Below are 14,840 nucleotides of genomic sequence, written 5' to 3'. Positions count from 1 at the left end.
GTGCTACACCTCGCGGCCGCCATGGAAGACAGCCAGAAACCGGACCTGATGGACAAGATCGTGTCGCTCTGCAAGCGACGGGGCTTCGTGTTCCAGAGCTCCGAGATCTACGGCGGCCTGCGCTCCGCCTACGACTACGGCCCGATGGGTTCGGAGCTGAAGCGCAACCTGATGAGCGAGTGGTGGCGCTTCATGGTCCACAGCCGCGAGGACGTGGTCGGCATCGACGCGTCGATCATCATGCGGCCGGAGGTGTGGCAGTCGAGCGGCCACCTCGCCAACTTCTCGGACCCGCTGGTCGACTGCAAGGTCTGCGGCGAGCGCTTCCGGGCCGACAAGGCCCCGCGCAAGGCCGAAGGCGAGGACGCGCCGATCACCCTCGGCGACAAGGGCCGGGCCAAGGCGGCGCAGGAGAAGCTGACCGAGGCGGGCGTCAAGCTGCAGCGCGACGGCAGCACGCTCAACGGCGCCAAGGCCGGGGCGGCCGGCTACGTGTGCCCGAACTGCGGCTCGCCGTTCCTGAGCGACGAGCGCCGCTTCAACCTGATGTTCCGCACCAGCCTCGGCCCGGTCGACCCGATCGGCGACGTGGTCGACATCGTGCGCAAGGCGATGGCCGAGGGCGCCGACGACAAGGCGCTGCGGGCCAGGGTCGAGGGCGCGCTGGCGGCGTCGTCGGTGTACCTGCGGCCCGAGACGGCGCAGGCGATGTTCGTGCAGTTCCTGAACGTGCAGCAGAGCCTGTCGCTCAAGGTCCCGTTCGGCATCGCCCAGATGGGCAAGAGCTTCCGCAACGAGGTCACCGCCGAGCACTTCATCTTCCGCTCCTGCGAGTTCGAGCAGATGGAGTGCGAGTACTTCGTGCCGCCCGGCGAGGGCCCGAAGTACCTCGATTACTGGATGAACGAGCGCATGAAGTGGTGGAAGTCGATCGGCATCAAGGTCGACAACCTGCGCTTCCGCAAGCACGACGACGACGAGCTCGCCCACTACTCGGATGGCTGCTACGACGTCGAGTACAAGTTCCCGTGGGGCTGGGACGAGCTCGAGGGCATCGCCAGCCGCACCGACTTCGACCTCAAGGCCCACGCCGCCGGCTCGGGCAAGAAGCTGACCTACTTCGACCCCGAGGCAGTCGACCCCGAGACCGGCAAGCCCGGCCGCCACTACGTGCCGCACGTGGTCGAGCCGGCCGCCGGGGCCACGCGCGGGGTGCTGGCCGCGCTGTGCGACGCCTACGACGAGGAGCCCGCCGACGCCGAGGGCAAGGGCGCTCGCACGGTGCTGCGCCTGCACCCGCGCCTGTCGCCGATCAAGGTCGGCGTGCTGCCGCTGGTCAAGAAGGACGGCATGCCCGAGGTGGCGCGCAAGGTGGTCGAGGCGTTCTTCGGCGCCGGCGTCAACGCCAAGTACGACGAGCAGCACGCGATCGGCCGCCGCTACGCCCGCCACGACGAGGTCGGCACGCCCTACTGCCTCACCGTCGACACCCAGACGCTGCAAGACGAGACGGTCACGATCCGCTACCGCGACGACCGCCGCCAGGAGCGCATCAAGATCGCCGACGCGGTCGACACGGTCCGCAAGGCCCTGACGGAGACGACATGAACACGCCCCGCATCGTCCACTGCAAGAAGCTCGACCAGGACCTGCCGGCCCTGCCGTTCAAGCCGTTCCCCAACGAGTTCGGCCAGCTGCTCTACGAAAACATCAGCCTCCAGGCGTGGCAGATGTGGATCCGCGAGTCGCCCAAGTTCATCAACACGTACCGCCTCGACCTGCAGTCGAAGGAGGGCCGCGACTTCCTCGAGAAGCAGATGCGGATCTTCTTCGGCTTCGAGCAGGGCGACCTGGCCGACACTGCCTTCGTGCCGCGCGAGGGCTGAAAGCCGCGCGCGGGCGCGCGGTACGATCGCGGACGCGCGCGCTGACGGCGTCGCGTTCGCGCCGCCGTGGGGGTACCCTGGGCGCGATGGCCTTCACCCGCAGCGACGACGGCGAACAGAGCACCCTCTTTCTCAGCGGCAGCCTCGACGGGACTTCGGTCCGTGAATTCGCGGCGCTGACGGACGCGCTGGTCGCCGAAGGCCGGCGTCACGTCGTCCTCGACATGGCCGAGCTGACGAACATCGAGACCCCGGGTGTGGCCGCAGTCGTCGCGCTTTACAAGCACACCCGCGAGCTCGGCGGCGAGGTGCGGATCGCCGGGATCGATGGTCAGCCGCTGGCAATCTTCAAACTGCTGCGGTTCGACAAGGTGTTCGACCTGTGACGCGGCGAGCGCCGTCGCTTGCTCGCTGCAACGTCGCCCGCGCCGGGCGATGGTTCAGCAGAGTCCGCTGATTCGGTAGAGGCCGGCGCAGGCGAGCCCGGGAGCGATCGCCGACGGTCGCGTTGCTGCGCCGACGGTGCGCCGTAGCGTTGCCGGGTGATGATCCGAAGCTCGCTCGTCGGCGCAATGCTCTTACTGTCGTCCGCCTGCGCCGAGCGGACGCAAGACACCGATTCGCCGGCCGGGGTGGACACGACCGGCGTGGTGGACACGACCGGCGGCGAGACCGAGGGCGCGGCGGTGCTGTCGCCGGCGGGCTTCGGCCGGCGCTTCTCGCAGGCGGCCTGCGCCAAGGTGTTCGACTGCTGCTCGCCCGTCGATCGGCGGCGGCTGTTCCTGACGTTCCCGCAGGAGGCGGTCGCCGACGCGACCGATTGCGAGGAGTTCTACGGGCCTCGGCTGGTCGAGTTCGAGCGCGGCGTCGCGGGCTCGGCGCTGGCGGGGCGGTCGGCATGGGACGGGGAGGCGGCGGCGGCCTGCGTCGAGCGGCTGAATGCGATGAGCTGCCAGGAGTACGCGGTGCAGAATCGGCCGCCCGACGCGGGGCTGAGCGATTGCCGGGTCCTGACCGGCAAGGTGTCGCCCGCGGGAAAGTGTCGCGGCGACGGCGAGTGCATCCGCGGGTTCTGTCGCGGCGCGTCGCAATGGCAGGACGGCACCTGCGCGATGCTGCCGGCGGTCGGCGAGCAGTGCCCCGACAATCGCTGCGAGGCCGGGACGCGCTGCGACTGGTCGGCCGAAAAGCCGCTGTGCGTGGCGCTGAGCGCCGACGGCGAGCCGTGCGTGTCCGCCAGCGAGTGCCGGTCGAACGGCTGCAGCGCCCCGGTGTTCGGCACGGGCGAGTGCGGCGAGCCGCGCGTGTGCGACGGCGATCCGGGCGACGACGAGGACGTGATCGCGGTGTGCGCTCAGGACAGGGGCGAGCGGCGGGTCCAGTGCACGCTCGCCAGCGAGGCCCCCTGGTCCTGCGATTGTCTGACGAATGGCATCGTGGAGAACCACTGCTCGCCGGGACTGACGGACCCGAACGCCGACGTGTGCAATCGCCTCAATTGTTGCCCGTGAGCGGTTCGCGGCGGTCGTCTCTCGAGCCGCCCTGGGAGGTTTCGCGAGTCCGGACGCGGCCTCCGTGCGACAAGTCATGCGTCGAGGGCCGTGTCGGAGCGGGGGATCGACGGCTCGTCTTTCTATATCGTATGCAGGAGGATGCACCGCTCTTGTCTTCGTCTCCTTTCATTCTGCGCAGTGTCCGCGCCGGGTCGAAATGGCGCGTGATCTTTTGGGGACGGCGGCCCGACTCGGCAGCCTCGGATGCTTCATCTTCGCGCTCGTCGGCTGCCTCGGGGGCTCGGCCGGCAGCAACTTGACCGGCGTCTGCGACAGCGCCGATCGTGCAGTCAAGCTCGGGCGCTTGATCGATCCGCTGGACGGCAGCGTCCTCGCGCCCGCGATCGTGATCGTGCGCGACGATCGGATCTTCGCCATCGAGACCGACGAGGCGAAAATTCCCTGCGGCGCGCAGATCATCGACTGGTCCGCCTACAGCGGCGTCCCCGGGCTCGTCGACGCGCACACCCACTTCTCCTTTCAGACCGACGACGAGCCCGGCACCGAGCCATGGTCGCGCAGATGGTGGCTCCTCAATGAAGAACCGGCGGTGGTGGAGGTGCTGGCACGCCAGGCGGCGGAGAAGACGGTCAAGCTCGGCGTGACTACTGTGATCGACAAGGGCGCCGGCGCCGGGGCGCCGATCCTCGCCCGGATGCGTGAGGACAGCGCTGCGGGGAGACTCGTCGGCCCGCGGATCTACACCGCCGGGAGAGGCATCTCCGGGCCGGTGCCCTCGATCGAGCCCATCAAGACCCGGATCCAGCAAAACGTGGCGGAGGGCGCCGATCTGATCAAGGTGTATGCCGACACTTGTAGCGATGACACGCTCGTCTGCACTTCGACCTTCACCCTCGAGCAGCTCACGGCCGCGGTCGACGAGGCGCACCTGCTCGGCAAGCCGATCGCCATCCACGCGTACCACGCGGACACCGCGAGGCTGGTGATCATGGCCGGGCCGGACGCCATGGAGCATCCCGAGGGCCTCGACGCCATCGACTTCATGGACATGATCGCCGCGGGGATCACCTACGTCCCGACGATCGACCACAACCGCTATTACCGGGACAACCTCGGTTACTTCCAGTACGACCCCGAGATGAGGGCAGAGTTCGACGCATACATCGCGTTGAACCTCGCCACCACCAACCTGGCCCACCTCGCCGGGGTCGAGATTGCGATGGGCTCGGACGCGGTGTTCTCCGGGTTCGGAGAGAACACGCGCGAGCTCGAGTGGTTCGTCGATGCCGGCATGACCCCGCTCGAAGCGCTGCGCGCGGCGACGATCCGGGGCGCGGCGAGCATCGGCGTCGAAAACCGGGTCGGTCGGGTCGTGGTCGGCTACTTCGCCGACATCGTCGCGGTCGACGGCGACCCGCTGACCGACATCCGCGTGCTGCTCCACGGGGTCCGCGGCGTGATGAAGGGCGGCGAGCTGATCTCGCCGTGAACGGCGACATGTCCTGGAGGTCAGGTCTTCTCGGGCGCGAGCAGGGCGGTGAGCAGCGGCCGCAGATCGGTCTGCGTCACCTCGGCCAGGTGATCGGCGGCGATCTGCGCCTGCGCGTCGCCCTTGTCCTGCGCCAATTTAAAAATGGCGCGCATACTGGCGATCTCGAGCTCGAAGCCGAACACCATGTCGAGGAAGCGCTCGAAGTTCCGCTGCTCGCGGGTGAGGCGATAGCCGGAGTCTTTCGGCTCGTGCAGCTCGGCGAGGCGGAACAGGATGTCGGCGACGCGCTCGCGGTCGGTGAGCGGGTGGGCGAGCGCGTGGACATGGACCGTGACGTAATTCCACCCGGGGTACTGTTCGGTCGGGTAGATCGACGGGCTGATGTAATGATTAGGGCCGTGGAACAGCGCGTAGACGCGGGGGTCGGCGCGCAGCGCGGCGCCGTGGGGGTTGTTGCCGTCGAAGTGGCCGAGCAGCACGCCGTGGGGCCCGCGCGCGTCGTCGAGGACGAGCGGCACCTGCGTCACCGCTGGCCAGGGCGCGCCGGCGGAGATCAGGGTGGCGAGCGGGAAGGCCCGCATCACCGCGTGCAGCTTGGCGCGGTCGGTCGACTGGAACGGCGCGAGCGGGTACATGAACGGCCGCTCACGGGCAGTTCTGCGAGGTGACGGTCTCGCCGGTGACCGGCACGCCGTCGTCGGGCACGTCCTCGAACGAGACGGGGATCGACTGGCAGAAGCCGCTGCCGCAGTTCTCCTGGCGGGCGACGTGGGCGTGCGGGCCGGTCGACCAGCCGGTCGAGCCGGTCAGGCCGACGACGCCGCCGCGCGGGACGACCTGGCCCATGCTGACCTGGACCGCGCTCAAATGCGCGTACACCGAGCCGGTGCCGTCATTGTGCAGCAGGGTCACGAAATTGGTGTACGGGTTGCACTCCTGGCCGCCGCCGTTGTAGCAGGGGTCGCCCGGCATGGTCTCGGCGTACAGCTTGCTGACCGTGCCGTCGGCGATCGCCACCAGCGGGGTGCCCGAGGCCAGCGAGAAGTCGAACGCGTAGGCCGAGTTGCCCATGTGGCTGAAGTCGCCGTTGTTGCCCTGGGTGATCGTGGTGCTGGTGCCGCACTGCAGCGGCAAGAAGAAGCCGCTCTCGTCGGGCGGCGGCTGCTCCGGGATGCACTGGACGAAGCTGGCGAACACGTAGCCCGCGGGCCAGTCGCCCTCGATCTGGTACCACGTGTCGACGCCGTTGATGCTCTCGCCCTGCACGATCGCCAGGACGTCGCGGACAGTGCCGTCGGGCAGGGTGGCGATCGTCGCCATGGCCGTCGACGGGGTCGGACGGACGTTGAGCAGGTCGTTCGGGGTGTTGGTGCGGATCTGCGGGCACGGGTCGAGCGGCTCGCCGGTGGTGCCGGTGGTGGTGTCGGGGTCGCCGGTGGTGTCGGGGCCGGTCGGGCCGATTCCCGTGGTGGTCGAGAGCTCGCCCGGGTCGGTGGTGCCGGTGGTGCTGGTGGTGGTCGTCGGGTCGGGCAGGCCGGTGGTGGTGGTCGTGTCGGTCTCGCCCTCGCTGGTGTCGCTGTCGCCGTTCCCGATGGTGACGAAGGGCGAGCTCGCCGAGTCGGTCGCCTGCGGCTCTCCTCCGCCGGCGCAAGCGGTGCTGAAGACGACGAGCGCGAGCCACGGGCGCGGACGACGGTGCATCCTTCGGAGGTACTCGAAAGCGCGCACGAATTCAAGCCTCACGGGCGCGCCCGCAGACGTCCGCGCGCGGGCAGCGGCCTGTATTTCGGGGCATGCTTCAAGGGACATGCTCGATAAAGCATGTCCTCAGGGGCATGTCCGAACGGAAAGGCGCGCGCTTCAGTCGTTGGGGGGGTCGAACGACAGCTGGGCCCGGCGCAGCTCGTCGCGCACGCCGGGGTAGGCGGGGGCGGGGGCCATGGCGATGACGTGGAAGGCGCGCAGGCCGACGACGTAGAGGGCGTAGTCGATCTCGAACGCGCCCTGGGCCCCGGCGACGCTGGCGTGGAGGATCTGGCCGCTCGCGTGGGTGCCGGCGAGCGGCTCGTCGGGGTGGAAGTTGGCGGTCGGCCAGCTGCCGCGCATGCGCTCGGGCATCTGCTGCATCAGCGCGGCGGGCGTGGTCTCCTCGCCGAGCGGCTCCAGCACGACGGTGAGGTGGGCGTCGACGTCGGGCCGCACGATCCACCGGTCGCTGTCGGGGTTCTGCTGCGCCAGCATCTCCGGCGAGGCGGTGATCCAGCGCTCGTTCGGGGCGGTGATGGCGTAGGGCGCGGCGTTGCCGACCACCCGGCCCGCGCCCTGCGGCAGGGCGGCGCTGGCCGGCAGGGCGAACGACTCGATCGCGGCGCGCAGCTCGGGCTCGACCGCGGCGAAGTTGGACGCGCCGGTGAAGCCGATCAGCTGATAGGCCGAGCCGTAGGCGGTGACGAGGCCGGCGAGGTAGTCGATGTTCTGACCGTCGACGGTGGCGCGCATGCGCAGCAGCTTGCCGGTGTCGGGGTAGCCGGGCAGCGGGGCGGTGTCGAGCAGCTCGAAGCTGGTGGCGGCGCTGCGCATGTTGCCGACGACGGTGTCGACGAAGGGGGCCAGCGGGACCATGGTGTCGGGCACGCGCTCGGCGATGACGAGGATGTGGGCGTCGAGGTCGGGGCGGATCAGCCAGCGATCGGCGAGCGGGTTGTCGCGCCGCGCGGCCTCGCCGGTGCGCAGGTACCAGCGGTCGGACGGGGCGCGCAGGCGGTAGTCGACGAGCTCGCCGACGACGTCGCCAGCGGGCTCGCCGGTCAGCTCGCCGCGGGCGCTCAGCACGGCGCGGGCGAGCGGGTTCTGGCCGGACAGGACGATGTAGAGGCCGAGGCCCTCGAGCGCGAGGTAGAGGCCGAACAGCACCGCGGCGACGCCGATCCGCAGCCTGCGCGGGTGGCCGAGGAGGAGCAGGAGGAAGGCGACGCTGACGCCGAGCTGCATGCCCGCGGCCAGCCACTCGCCGGCGAGCAGGCGGATCAGGGTGAACAGCACGAGGCCGAGAGCGACGCGGATGACGCTGAGCCGCACCGCGCCGGCGCTGCCGCTCAGGAGGCTGACGCCGAGGGCGATGTCGATGAGCGCAGTGACGGGGAAGCTCGGGGTCAGCAGCAGATCGGACTTGCCCGAGCCCGGCATCATGAAGGTCTCGAGCAGGACCAGAGCGGCGTTGACGATCATCAACGCGCCGGCGACCCGGTGACCGGTGGAGGCCTTGAGCCCGAGAGCGACCTCGTCGAATTCAGTGCCGGGAGGGTTCACGATCGCCAGCGTATCCGCCGGCCGCGAGGCCGACAAGCGCGGGCTTGCGCGCGCGAGCGAACGCGAGGCCGCGCGGTGACGATCGGACGAACTGCGGTGCGCCCGAGGTGACGGGTGCGCCCGGGCTCGGCGGAATCACACGACTCGCTGCGCTCGCCGGCGGCCGAGCAGGAGGAGCAGGGCGAGGCCGGGCGCGCTGCCGGTGGCGTCGCCGCGACAGCCGCAGCCGTCTTCGGATTCGGCGCCGCCGGTGGTGGCGCTGTCGCTCTCCCCAGCGCCGCTGTCACTGCTGCCGTCGGGGCCGCAGTCGTGGGGGCATGAATCCTCCTCGTCGGGCTCGCAGACGCCGTCGCCGCAGCTGGCGAGGCCGGTGTCGGGGTTGCAGGGGAAGCCCCACGCACCGTCCTCGGGGCAGCTCAGCGGGTCCTCGATCGGCTCGCGGATGCAGTTGCCGCAGATCGCCTGGCATTGGGTACAGTTGCCAGGCAAGGCGGTGTCGCACAGCTCCCATGGATCGACGACGCCGTCGCCGCACGTCGCCGGTGGATCGACGGAGAGCTGCGAGGGCTCGGCGCAATGCTGATTGTCGGCGGCATCGATCGCGCAGACCCGCCAGTAGATGCGCCCGGCCAGGGGCTCCCATGGGGGGACGTTCATGGTGAAGCGCCACAGGGCCTCGCCGTACCACACGCCCGCGACGACGTGCTTTTGCGGGTCGTCCTCGGCGAGCGCCAGGAATTCGTCCGGGGAACCGACCCTCGCGAATTCGAGGTAGGGAAGACGGCGGTGGTGAACCGGATCGCCGCGTTCGGGGTCGAAGCGGAAATCGTGCCACCGCGCCGGGATCTTGGCGTCGTGGACGCGCGCGCGGAGGCTGATGGTGTCGCCGTTGTGGACTTCGAAATCGTAGGGGACGACCATCGGTGCGATGTGCGGCGGGGCGAGGTCCTCCGGGACGCCGTCGGGGTCGTCGCTGCCGAACAGGACGGCGTTGGCGACGTTCGGGTCGGCGACTGCGACCGCGGCGTCGTCGCGCCCGTCGTGGTCGAGGTCGGCGAGCAGGACGCCGACGCTGTTGTCGAGCTCGGGGAGGTCGGCCGTCGGCCAGAGTGACGAGATCGAGGTCGCCGTCGCCGTCGAGGTCGGCGGACGCGAAGGCGGTGTTGATGTCCTTGCCGAGGGCCGGCTGCAGGGCGGCGATCGGGTGGACGGTGAAGTTGCCGGCGCCGTCGTTCTTCAGCGCGAGGGCCTTGCCCGGGCCGCGCGAGGCGAGGACGACGTCGAGGTCGAAGTCGCCGTCGAAGTCGAGGAGCTCGAGGTCGAAGGACCAGGCGACGAAGGCCTCCGTGCCGAGCGGGAGCTGGGCCTGGCCGTCGCTGAAGTCGCCGTGGCCGTCGCCGAGCCACAGGCGCAGCGGGCCACCGACGTCGTCGGGGTGGCCGAACGGTGGATGGATGCCCCAGTCGGCGGCGAGGATGTCGAGGTCACCGTCGCCGTCGAGGTCGCCGAGCTCGAGATCGCCGATGTTGCAGGGCGTGCCGGGGAGGATGTCGTGGCGGACGAAGGCGCCGTCGTCGTGGAGGAGGAGGTGGCTCTGCCCGTGGAAGTTGACGCCGACGACGAGGTCGGAGTCGCCGTCGCCGTCGATGTCGCCGGCCTTGATGACATAGGCGTTGTCGGGTTCTTCGAAGACGCCGGGCCACTCGCTGAAGCCCTGGCCCTCGTCGTTGCGCAGCAGCTGATTGGGCTGGGCGTCGGCGTCGCTGCCGGTGGCGCTGCCGCGGCTGTTGGCGAAGACGAGGTCGACGAAGCCGTCGGCGTCGAGGTCGACGAGCTCGACCTTCTGCGACACGCCCTCGACTCCGGGCAGCAGGCGGGATGGATCGATCTGCCAGGGCGCCGCGGCGGCGGACGAGGGGATGATTGCGAAGAGCCCTGCGAACAGGAGCGAGCGACGCGGCACGGCGACCTCCGCGGCCATTGTAGATGGGTCCTCCGGGCTGGATGGAGGGCGTCGACGTCGATCGCGGGGCAGATCGCTTCAGTGCCGTCTGCTACCGAGGCCTACCTCGACGCTTGGCGCACCGATGAACCGGAGCGCCAGAAACATCGGATCGCGCGACGCGAAGGGCTGGACCGTCACAAGAGCGCGGTGAGTCGAGAGGAGTCCCGGCGGCTTCGCGCATATCGCGCGAGGAAGCCGGGTGCAAGCTCGTGGGGTCGAAGCGAGAAGTCGGCGGTGCGGCCGCTTGACGCCCTACTACACGTGTAGTACTACGGCTGTCGTTCATGAGCGAGTCACACCAACTCAGCGATCTGCAGCTCGGCCTGCTGCGGATCTTGTGGGACCGCGGCGAGGCGACCGCGACCGATGTCCACACGGCCTTGCTCGAGCAGGATCGCGAGCTGGCGCCGACCACGGTGTCGACGATGCTGTCGCGGCTCGAGAAGAAGGGCACCGTGACGCACCGCGTCGAGGGGCGGCAGTTCATCTACCGCGCGCTCGTCACGGAAGACGAGATTCGGCGCTCGATGCTGTCGCGGGTCACCGATTACTTCTTCGGCGGCGACGTGTCGGCGCTCGTCAGCCATCTGGTGGTGGACAGGGACGTCGATCCGGACGACGTCGCGCGGCTCAAGCAGCTCCTGGCCCAGAGATCCGGCGACGCGGAGGACGACGACGATGTTTGATCCGGCGGTGCACACGGTGGTGAGCTGGCTGGGCACGTACTTCGTGCACAGCTCGGTGCTGATCGGCGGCGTGTGGGCGTTCACCCGCTTCCTCCCGCTCGACTCGCTGACCCGCAGCTTGCTGTGGAAGATGTCGCTGGTCGGGGGGCTGTTCACGGCGACGCTGCAGACGGGGCTCGGGGTCGAGCCGCTGCTCGGCAGCATGCACGTCGAGGCCGGCTCGCTGGCGCCGGGCGAGCCGCCGCTGGCGCCCGACACCGCGACCGCGCCGCCGCCTCCGCAGGTGGTCGAGCTGGCGGCGCCGGTGATGATGCCGCAGCTGCACGGCTGCGTCGGCTGCGAGCCGCAGGTGGTGATGGTCTCCGACGAGGGCGTGACTGCGGTGTTCGCCGCGCCGGCGCACGTGCGGATCGACCACGCGGTGTTCGTCGAGCCGGCGGCGGTGATCGAGCCGGCGATGCTGGGCGCGCCGACGACGGCGCCGCCGATGATGGCGCCGATGGTCCCGCCCGCCCCGCCGCTGGCCCCCGGGGCGCCGCCGGCCGGCGAGTCGCAGGCCGGGTTGACCGCGTGGATCTTCGCCGGGCTGTTCGGGCTCGGCGCGGCGGCCTCGCTCGGCCGCCTGGGGATGACGGCGGTCCGGCTGCGTCGGGGCCTGCGCGGGCGCACGCCGCTGCGCCAGGGTCCGCTGCGCGAGCGGCTGCTGCGGCTGATGGCGCACGTACGTGTCCCTCAGGACAGTGTCCGTTTGACCATGTCCGAACGGGTAGGTTCGCCGATGGCCCTGGCGAGCCGCGAGATCGTGGTGCCGGCGCGGGCGCACGGGCTGGCGCCGCGCCAGCAAGAGGCGATGCTGGCCCACGAGCTGGCCCACGTGCTGCGCCGCGATCCGGCCTGGCAGGTGCTGGCGTCGGTGCTCGAGGCGGCGCTGTTCTTCCAGCCGCTCAACCGGGTGGCCCGCCGCGGGATGCAAGAGGCGGCCGAGGAGCTGTGCGACGACTGGGCGGTCCGCCACACCGGGTCGGGGCTGCACCTGGCGCGCTGTCTGACGGAGGTGGCGCAGTGGCCCGGCGGCACGGACATGGCTGGAAAGTTCGCCAGCCCGATGGCGGGCAAGAGCTCGCTGCTGGTGCGCCGGGTCGAGCGCCTGCTCGACGCCCGCGAGCGCGAGCGCGGCCGCTGGGCCCAGCGCTGGCGCGGGCTGCTGGGCGCGGCGCTGCTGGCGATGGTCGGCCTCGGCGCGCCGGGGCTGTCGCTGTCGGTCGCGCGCGCCGAGGTGCCCGAACCGCCGGTGGCGCCCGATCCGGAGCTGATGCCCGAGCCGGTGTTCGCGTCGGCGGCCCCCGAGGCCGCGACGGTGCTCGGTGTGGCCCCGACGATGCCCTCGACGACGGCGCTGGGCGCCTGGACGCCGCCTCCGACGACGGCGCTGGGCGCCTGGACGACGCCGCCGACGCCGACGATGCTGGGCGTCGCACCGACGCCGCCGACGCCGCCCGAGGTGGTCGCCGATCCGCGGTCGGTGAAGCAGCGCCGGGCGCTGCGCAAGGCCGAGCGGCACGAGCGGAAGGCGACCGAGCTGCGCGAGCAGGGGCGGCCGGGCTCGTCGGTCCAGGTGTTCGTGCCGGAGGTGAAGTACGTGGTGCCGCCGCCGAGGCCGCCGCACGCGGTGGGTCCGGTGCGCCCGGTGCCGCCGACGCCGCCGACGCCGCCGTCGCCGCCCGCGTTCCGCATCGCAGTGGAGCACGACCATGACGACGACGACGACGACAGCTGTTCCGACGAGCACGGCGGGTCGCAGCGGCGCGTGGTCGTGGTGCCGCGGGTGTCGGAGAAGCTGGTGCGCGAGGGCGGGAAGCTGGCGGTCCAGGCCAAGGTGATCGACGCCAAGCAGCTCCGCGACCTCGAGCGCGCGGCGGCGGCGATCGCCAAGCAGGCGAGCAAGCTCGACGCTGCCAAGATCGAGGAGCTCAAGCGCCGCGCCGAGGCGCTGGCCCGCCGCGCGCCGGAGCTGAGCCCGCAGCAGCTCGCCGAGCTGGCCGGGCGGGCCGAGAAGATCGCCGCGGAGGTCGAGCGCAAGGTCGAACACCTCGACCTCGCCGGCCTCACCGACGCGCTGGAGCACCTCGACGTCGACGGCATCGCCGACGAGGTCGAGCGCGAGGTGTCCCGCTCGCTGCGAGCCTCCGCCGGCGAGCGCGCGCGGGCCCAGGCCGAGCTGCAGCGCGAGCAGCGTCGCCTCGAGCGCGACCACAAGCGGGTCGTGGAGGACGCGAAGCGGATCCAGCGCGAGGCCCAGCGCGACGCGCAGCACGAGGCCCGCCGGGTCGAGCGCGAGCGCCTGCAGATCGAGGCGGAGGGCCGCCGCATCCAGGCGGAGGGCCGCCGCGCCGAGGCCGAGGCCCGCCGCGCGGGCGAGGAGGCCAAGCGGGTCCAGAAGGCCCGGGTCCGCGCCGGTGAGGCGGTCCGCCGCGAGGTCGAGCGAGCGCTGCGCGACGGGGTGATCGACGCCGAGGAGCAGCGCCGCATCGAAGAGGCGGCCCGCAAGGCCGGCGAGTAGGCCGCGGAGGCGTGGTCCGAGGGACAGGCTCCTTCGGACAGGTCCGGAAGGACATGTACTGGAGAGCATGCTCTCGGGTGCATGTCCTTTCGAGCATATAGGGATGCTCGCGTCCGGCGGGGTCTGACGATCCCCAGTCTGGCGGCTGGCCTGGCGCCCGACCCGGCGCGGTGCCGAGATGGACATGTCTCTCGGAGCATGTCCATGAGTTGTCGACGACCGCGTTCATGAGGAGGCGAGCGCAGCTCCAGCGGGCAGATCGGGCCATAGCGACCAGGTCGCGCCCGAGCTGCGCGAGACTGCGCCCGGTGGGGGCTTGTGTGGGCCGATTTCTCGTGTTACACAGATGCAGATACTTGCAGTCGAACGTGTAACGCGCCCCATGTCCTTCCTCGAACGCCACGCCGTGTCCCTGAACGAGCTGCTGATCGCGCCGCTGGTGTTTCGCGGATCCACGTCGCTGCTGGCCGGGCTGCCGCACGCGACGGCCGCGGGGATGCGCGATCTGGCGGAGTTCGCCGGGCACGGGGCGGGGGCCATCCGCACGGCGCTGTCGCGGCTGCGCAGCAGCGGGGCGATCGAGGCGTTCGACGACGAGGGCGCGACACGCTACCGACTCGGGGCGCCGGGCAGCTCGATCGGGCTGGCGGTGCAGCAGCGGTTCGCGCGGCCCGAGGGCTACGTGCTGGCGATCTTCTCGTTCGAGGCCGGCGACACGCGCGAGCGGCAGGTCGTGCGCGACGCGCTCAAGAGCTACGGCTTCCAGAAGCTGGCGCAGAACGTGTACATCAACGGGCAGATCGACACGGCGCCGATCGAGGAGGCCGTGGCGGCGCACGGGCTGTCGCAGCACCTGTTCCTGTTCCGCTGCCCCGATCAGTCCGATCCATCGCTCGACCGGCGGCTGGTGGCGCTGTTCGACGTCAAGGAGCGGGCCCGCGTGCTGGCGCGATTCGAGCGCGAGCTGGAGGGGTACCTGCACGCGCCGGGAATCGACGGCGACGAGGCGGCCCGCCGCTGGCTGGCCGCGGGCCCGGCACACTACCGGGTGACGTTCGTCGACGAACCTGCGCTACCTGCCCGCTGCCTGCCGGCCGACTACCCGCTCGAGCGCCTGATCCCTTACGCCGAGCCGACGGGCAAGCGGGCGCGGGCGATCGTCGATTACTGGCGGCGGGTCCACGCCTGAGCGCCGCGGAGGGTCGCACGAGAGGAGGAGCGCAGTTCGAGGTGAAAAAAGCCGACGACGCGGAAAGACCGGCGAACGGCGAGCTGCGCGAGCGCGGCTGCGAGGAGCGCGGACTCTCGCGTGAGCGCGAGGCATGGGCGAGCTGACAGAGACCGGGTGATGTGCGAGCCGAACTGCGCCGGTCTCGTCGGGGGCCTCG

At 70.9% G+C, this 14,840-nt stretch carries 14 protein-coding genes; 10 read left to right on the top strand and 4 right to left on the bottom strand.

Translation table 11 applies throughout. From position 1 onward, the window contains the following. Positions 1–21: 21 nt before the first annotated feature. From OV090_RS40440 to OV090_RS40420, 5 genes are all read left to right on the top strand, one after another. Positions 22–1,608, top strand: a complete 1,587-nt coding sequence (locus tag OV090_RS40440) for a glycine--tRNA ligase (protein ID WP_267710207.1) — start codon at positions 22–24, stop codon at positions 1,606–1,608. Then, positions 1,605–1,886: an oxidative damage protection protein gene (locus OV090_RS40435; RefSeq protein ID WP_267710206.1), complete on the top strand. Its 282-nt coding sequence runs from the start codon at positions 1,605–1,607 to the stop codon at positions 1,884–1,886. Before OV090_RS40440 ends, OV090_RS40435 begins: the two co-directional genes overlap by 4 nt. Before the next feature lie 86 nt (positions 1,887–1,972). Further along, positions 1,973–2,272, top strand: coding sequence for an STAS domain-containing protein (locus tag OV090_RS40430; RefSeq protein ID WP_267710205.1), 300 nt, complete (start codon positions 1,973–1,975; stop codon positions 2,270–2,272). A 159-nt stretch (positions 2,273–2,431) separates the two neighbouring features. Beyond that, positions 2,432–3,397 carry a hypothetical protein gene (locus OV090_RS40425; protein WP_267710204.1) on the top strand — a complete coding sequence of 322 codons (966 nt, stop codon included), beginning with the start codon at positions 2,432–2,434 and terminating at the stop codon, positions 3,395–3,397. Positions 3,398–3,473: 76 nt separating this feature from the next. Then, positions 3,474–4,889, top strand: a complete 1,416-nt coding sequence (locus OV090_RS40420) for an amidohydrolase family protein (RefSeq protein ID WP_267710203.1) — start codon at positions 3,474–3,476, stop codon at positions 4,887–4,889. 20 nt (positions 4,890–4,909) lie between these two features. Here OV090_RS40420 and OV090_RS40415 read toward each other — a convergent pair whose 3' ends face one another. The 4 genes from OV090_RS40415 to OV090_RS40400 form a co-directional block, all read right to left on the bottom strand. Continuing rightward, positions 4,910–5,527 (bottom strand): FMN-binding negative transcriptional regulator, encoded by a 618-nt coding sequence (locus tag OV090_RS40415; protein ID WP_267710202.1) that lies wholly within the window; start codon positions 5,525–5,527, stop codon positions 4,910–4,912. Positions 5,528–5,537: 10 nt separating this feature from the next. Then, positions 5,538–6,593, bottom strand: coding sequence for a peptidoglycan DD-metalloendopeptidase family protein (locus OV090_RS40410; protein WP_267710201.1), 1,056 nt, complete (start codon positions 6,591–6,593; stop codon positions 5,538–5,540). A gap of 159 nt (positions 6,594–6,752) precedes the next feature. Beyond that, positions 6,753–8,201 (bottom strand): hypothetical protein, encoded by a 1,449-nt coding sequence (locus tag OV090_RS40405; protein WP_267710200.1) that lies wholly within the window; start codon positions 8,199–8,201, stop codon positions 6,753–6,755. A gap of 135 nt (positions 8,202–8,336) precedes the next feature. Further along, positions 8,337–8,858 carry a hypothetical protein gene (locus OV090_RS40400; protein WP_267710199.1) on the bottom strand — a complete coding sequence of 174 codons (522 nt, stop codon included), beginning with the start codon at positions 8,856–8,858 and terminating at the stop codon, positions 8,337–8,339. 51 nt (positions 8,859–8,909) lie between these two features. Here OV090_RS40400 and OV090_RS40395 point away from each other — a divergent pair, with 51 nt between their 5' ends. The 5 genes from OV090_RS40395 (at position 8,910) to OV090_RS40375 (ending at position 14,641) form a co-directional block, all read left to right on the top strand. Continuing rightward, positions 8,910–9,314: a hypothetical protein gene (locus tag OV090_RS40395; RefSeq protein WP_267710198.1), complete on the top strand. Its 405-nt coding sequence runs from the start codon at positions 8,910–8,912 to the stop codon at positions 9,312–9,314. Beyond that, positions 9,277–10,473 (top strand): hypothetical protein, encoded by a 1,197-nt coding sequence (locus OV090_RS40390; RefSeq protein WP_267710197.1) that lies wholly within the window; start codon positions 9,277–9,279, stop codon positions 10,471–10,473. Before OV090_RS40395 ends, OV090_RS40390 begins: the two co-directional genes overlap by 38 nt. A 17-nt stretch (positions 10,474–10,490) precedes the next feature. Beyond that, on the top strand, positions 10,491–10,892 hold the full coding sequence (locus tag OV090_RS40385; RefSeq protein ID WP_267710196.1) for a BlaI/MecI/CopY family transcriptional regulator: 402 nt from the start codon (positions 10,491–10,493) through the stop codon (positions 10,890–10,892). Beyond that, on the top strand, positions 10,885–13,452 hold the full coding sequence (locus tag OV090_RS40380) for a M56 family metallopeptidase (RefSeq protein ID WP_267710195.1): 2,568 nt from the start codon (positions 10,885–10,887) through the stop codon (positions 13,450–13,452). Before OV090_RS40385 ends, OV090_RS40380 begins: the two co-directional genes overlap by 8 nt. A gap of 382 nt (positions 13,453–13,834) precedes the next feature. After that, positions 13,835–14,641: a hypothetical protein gene (locus tag OV090_RS40375; RefSeq protein WP_267710194.1), complete on the top strand. Its 807-nt coding sequence runs from the start codon at positions 13,835–13,837 to the stop codon at positions 14,639–14,641. The last annotated feature ends 199 nt before the right edge of the window (positions 14,642–14,840 follow it).

It is taken from the genome of Nannocystis sp. RBIL2, assembly GCF_026626745.1.
Lineage (GTDB): Bacteria > Myxococcota_A > Polyangia > Nannocystales > Nannocystaceae > Nannocystis.
This window is presented reverse-complemented; position numbering and strand designations above follow the sequence as displayed.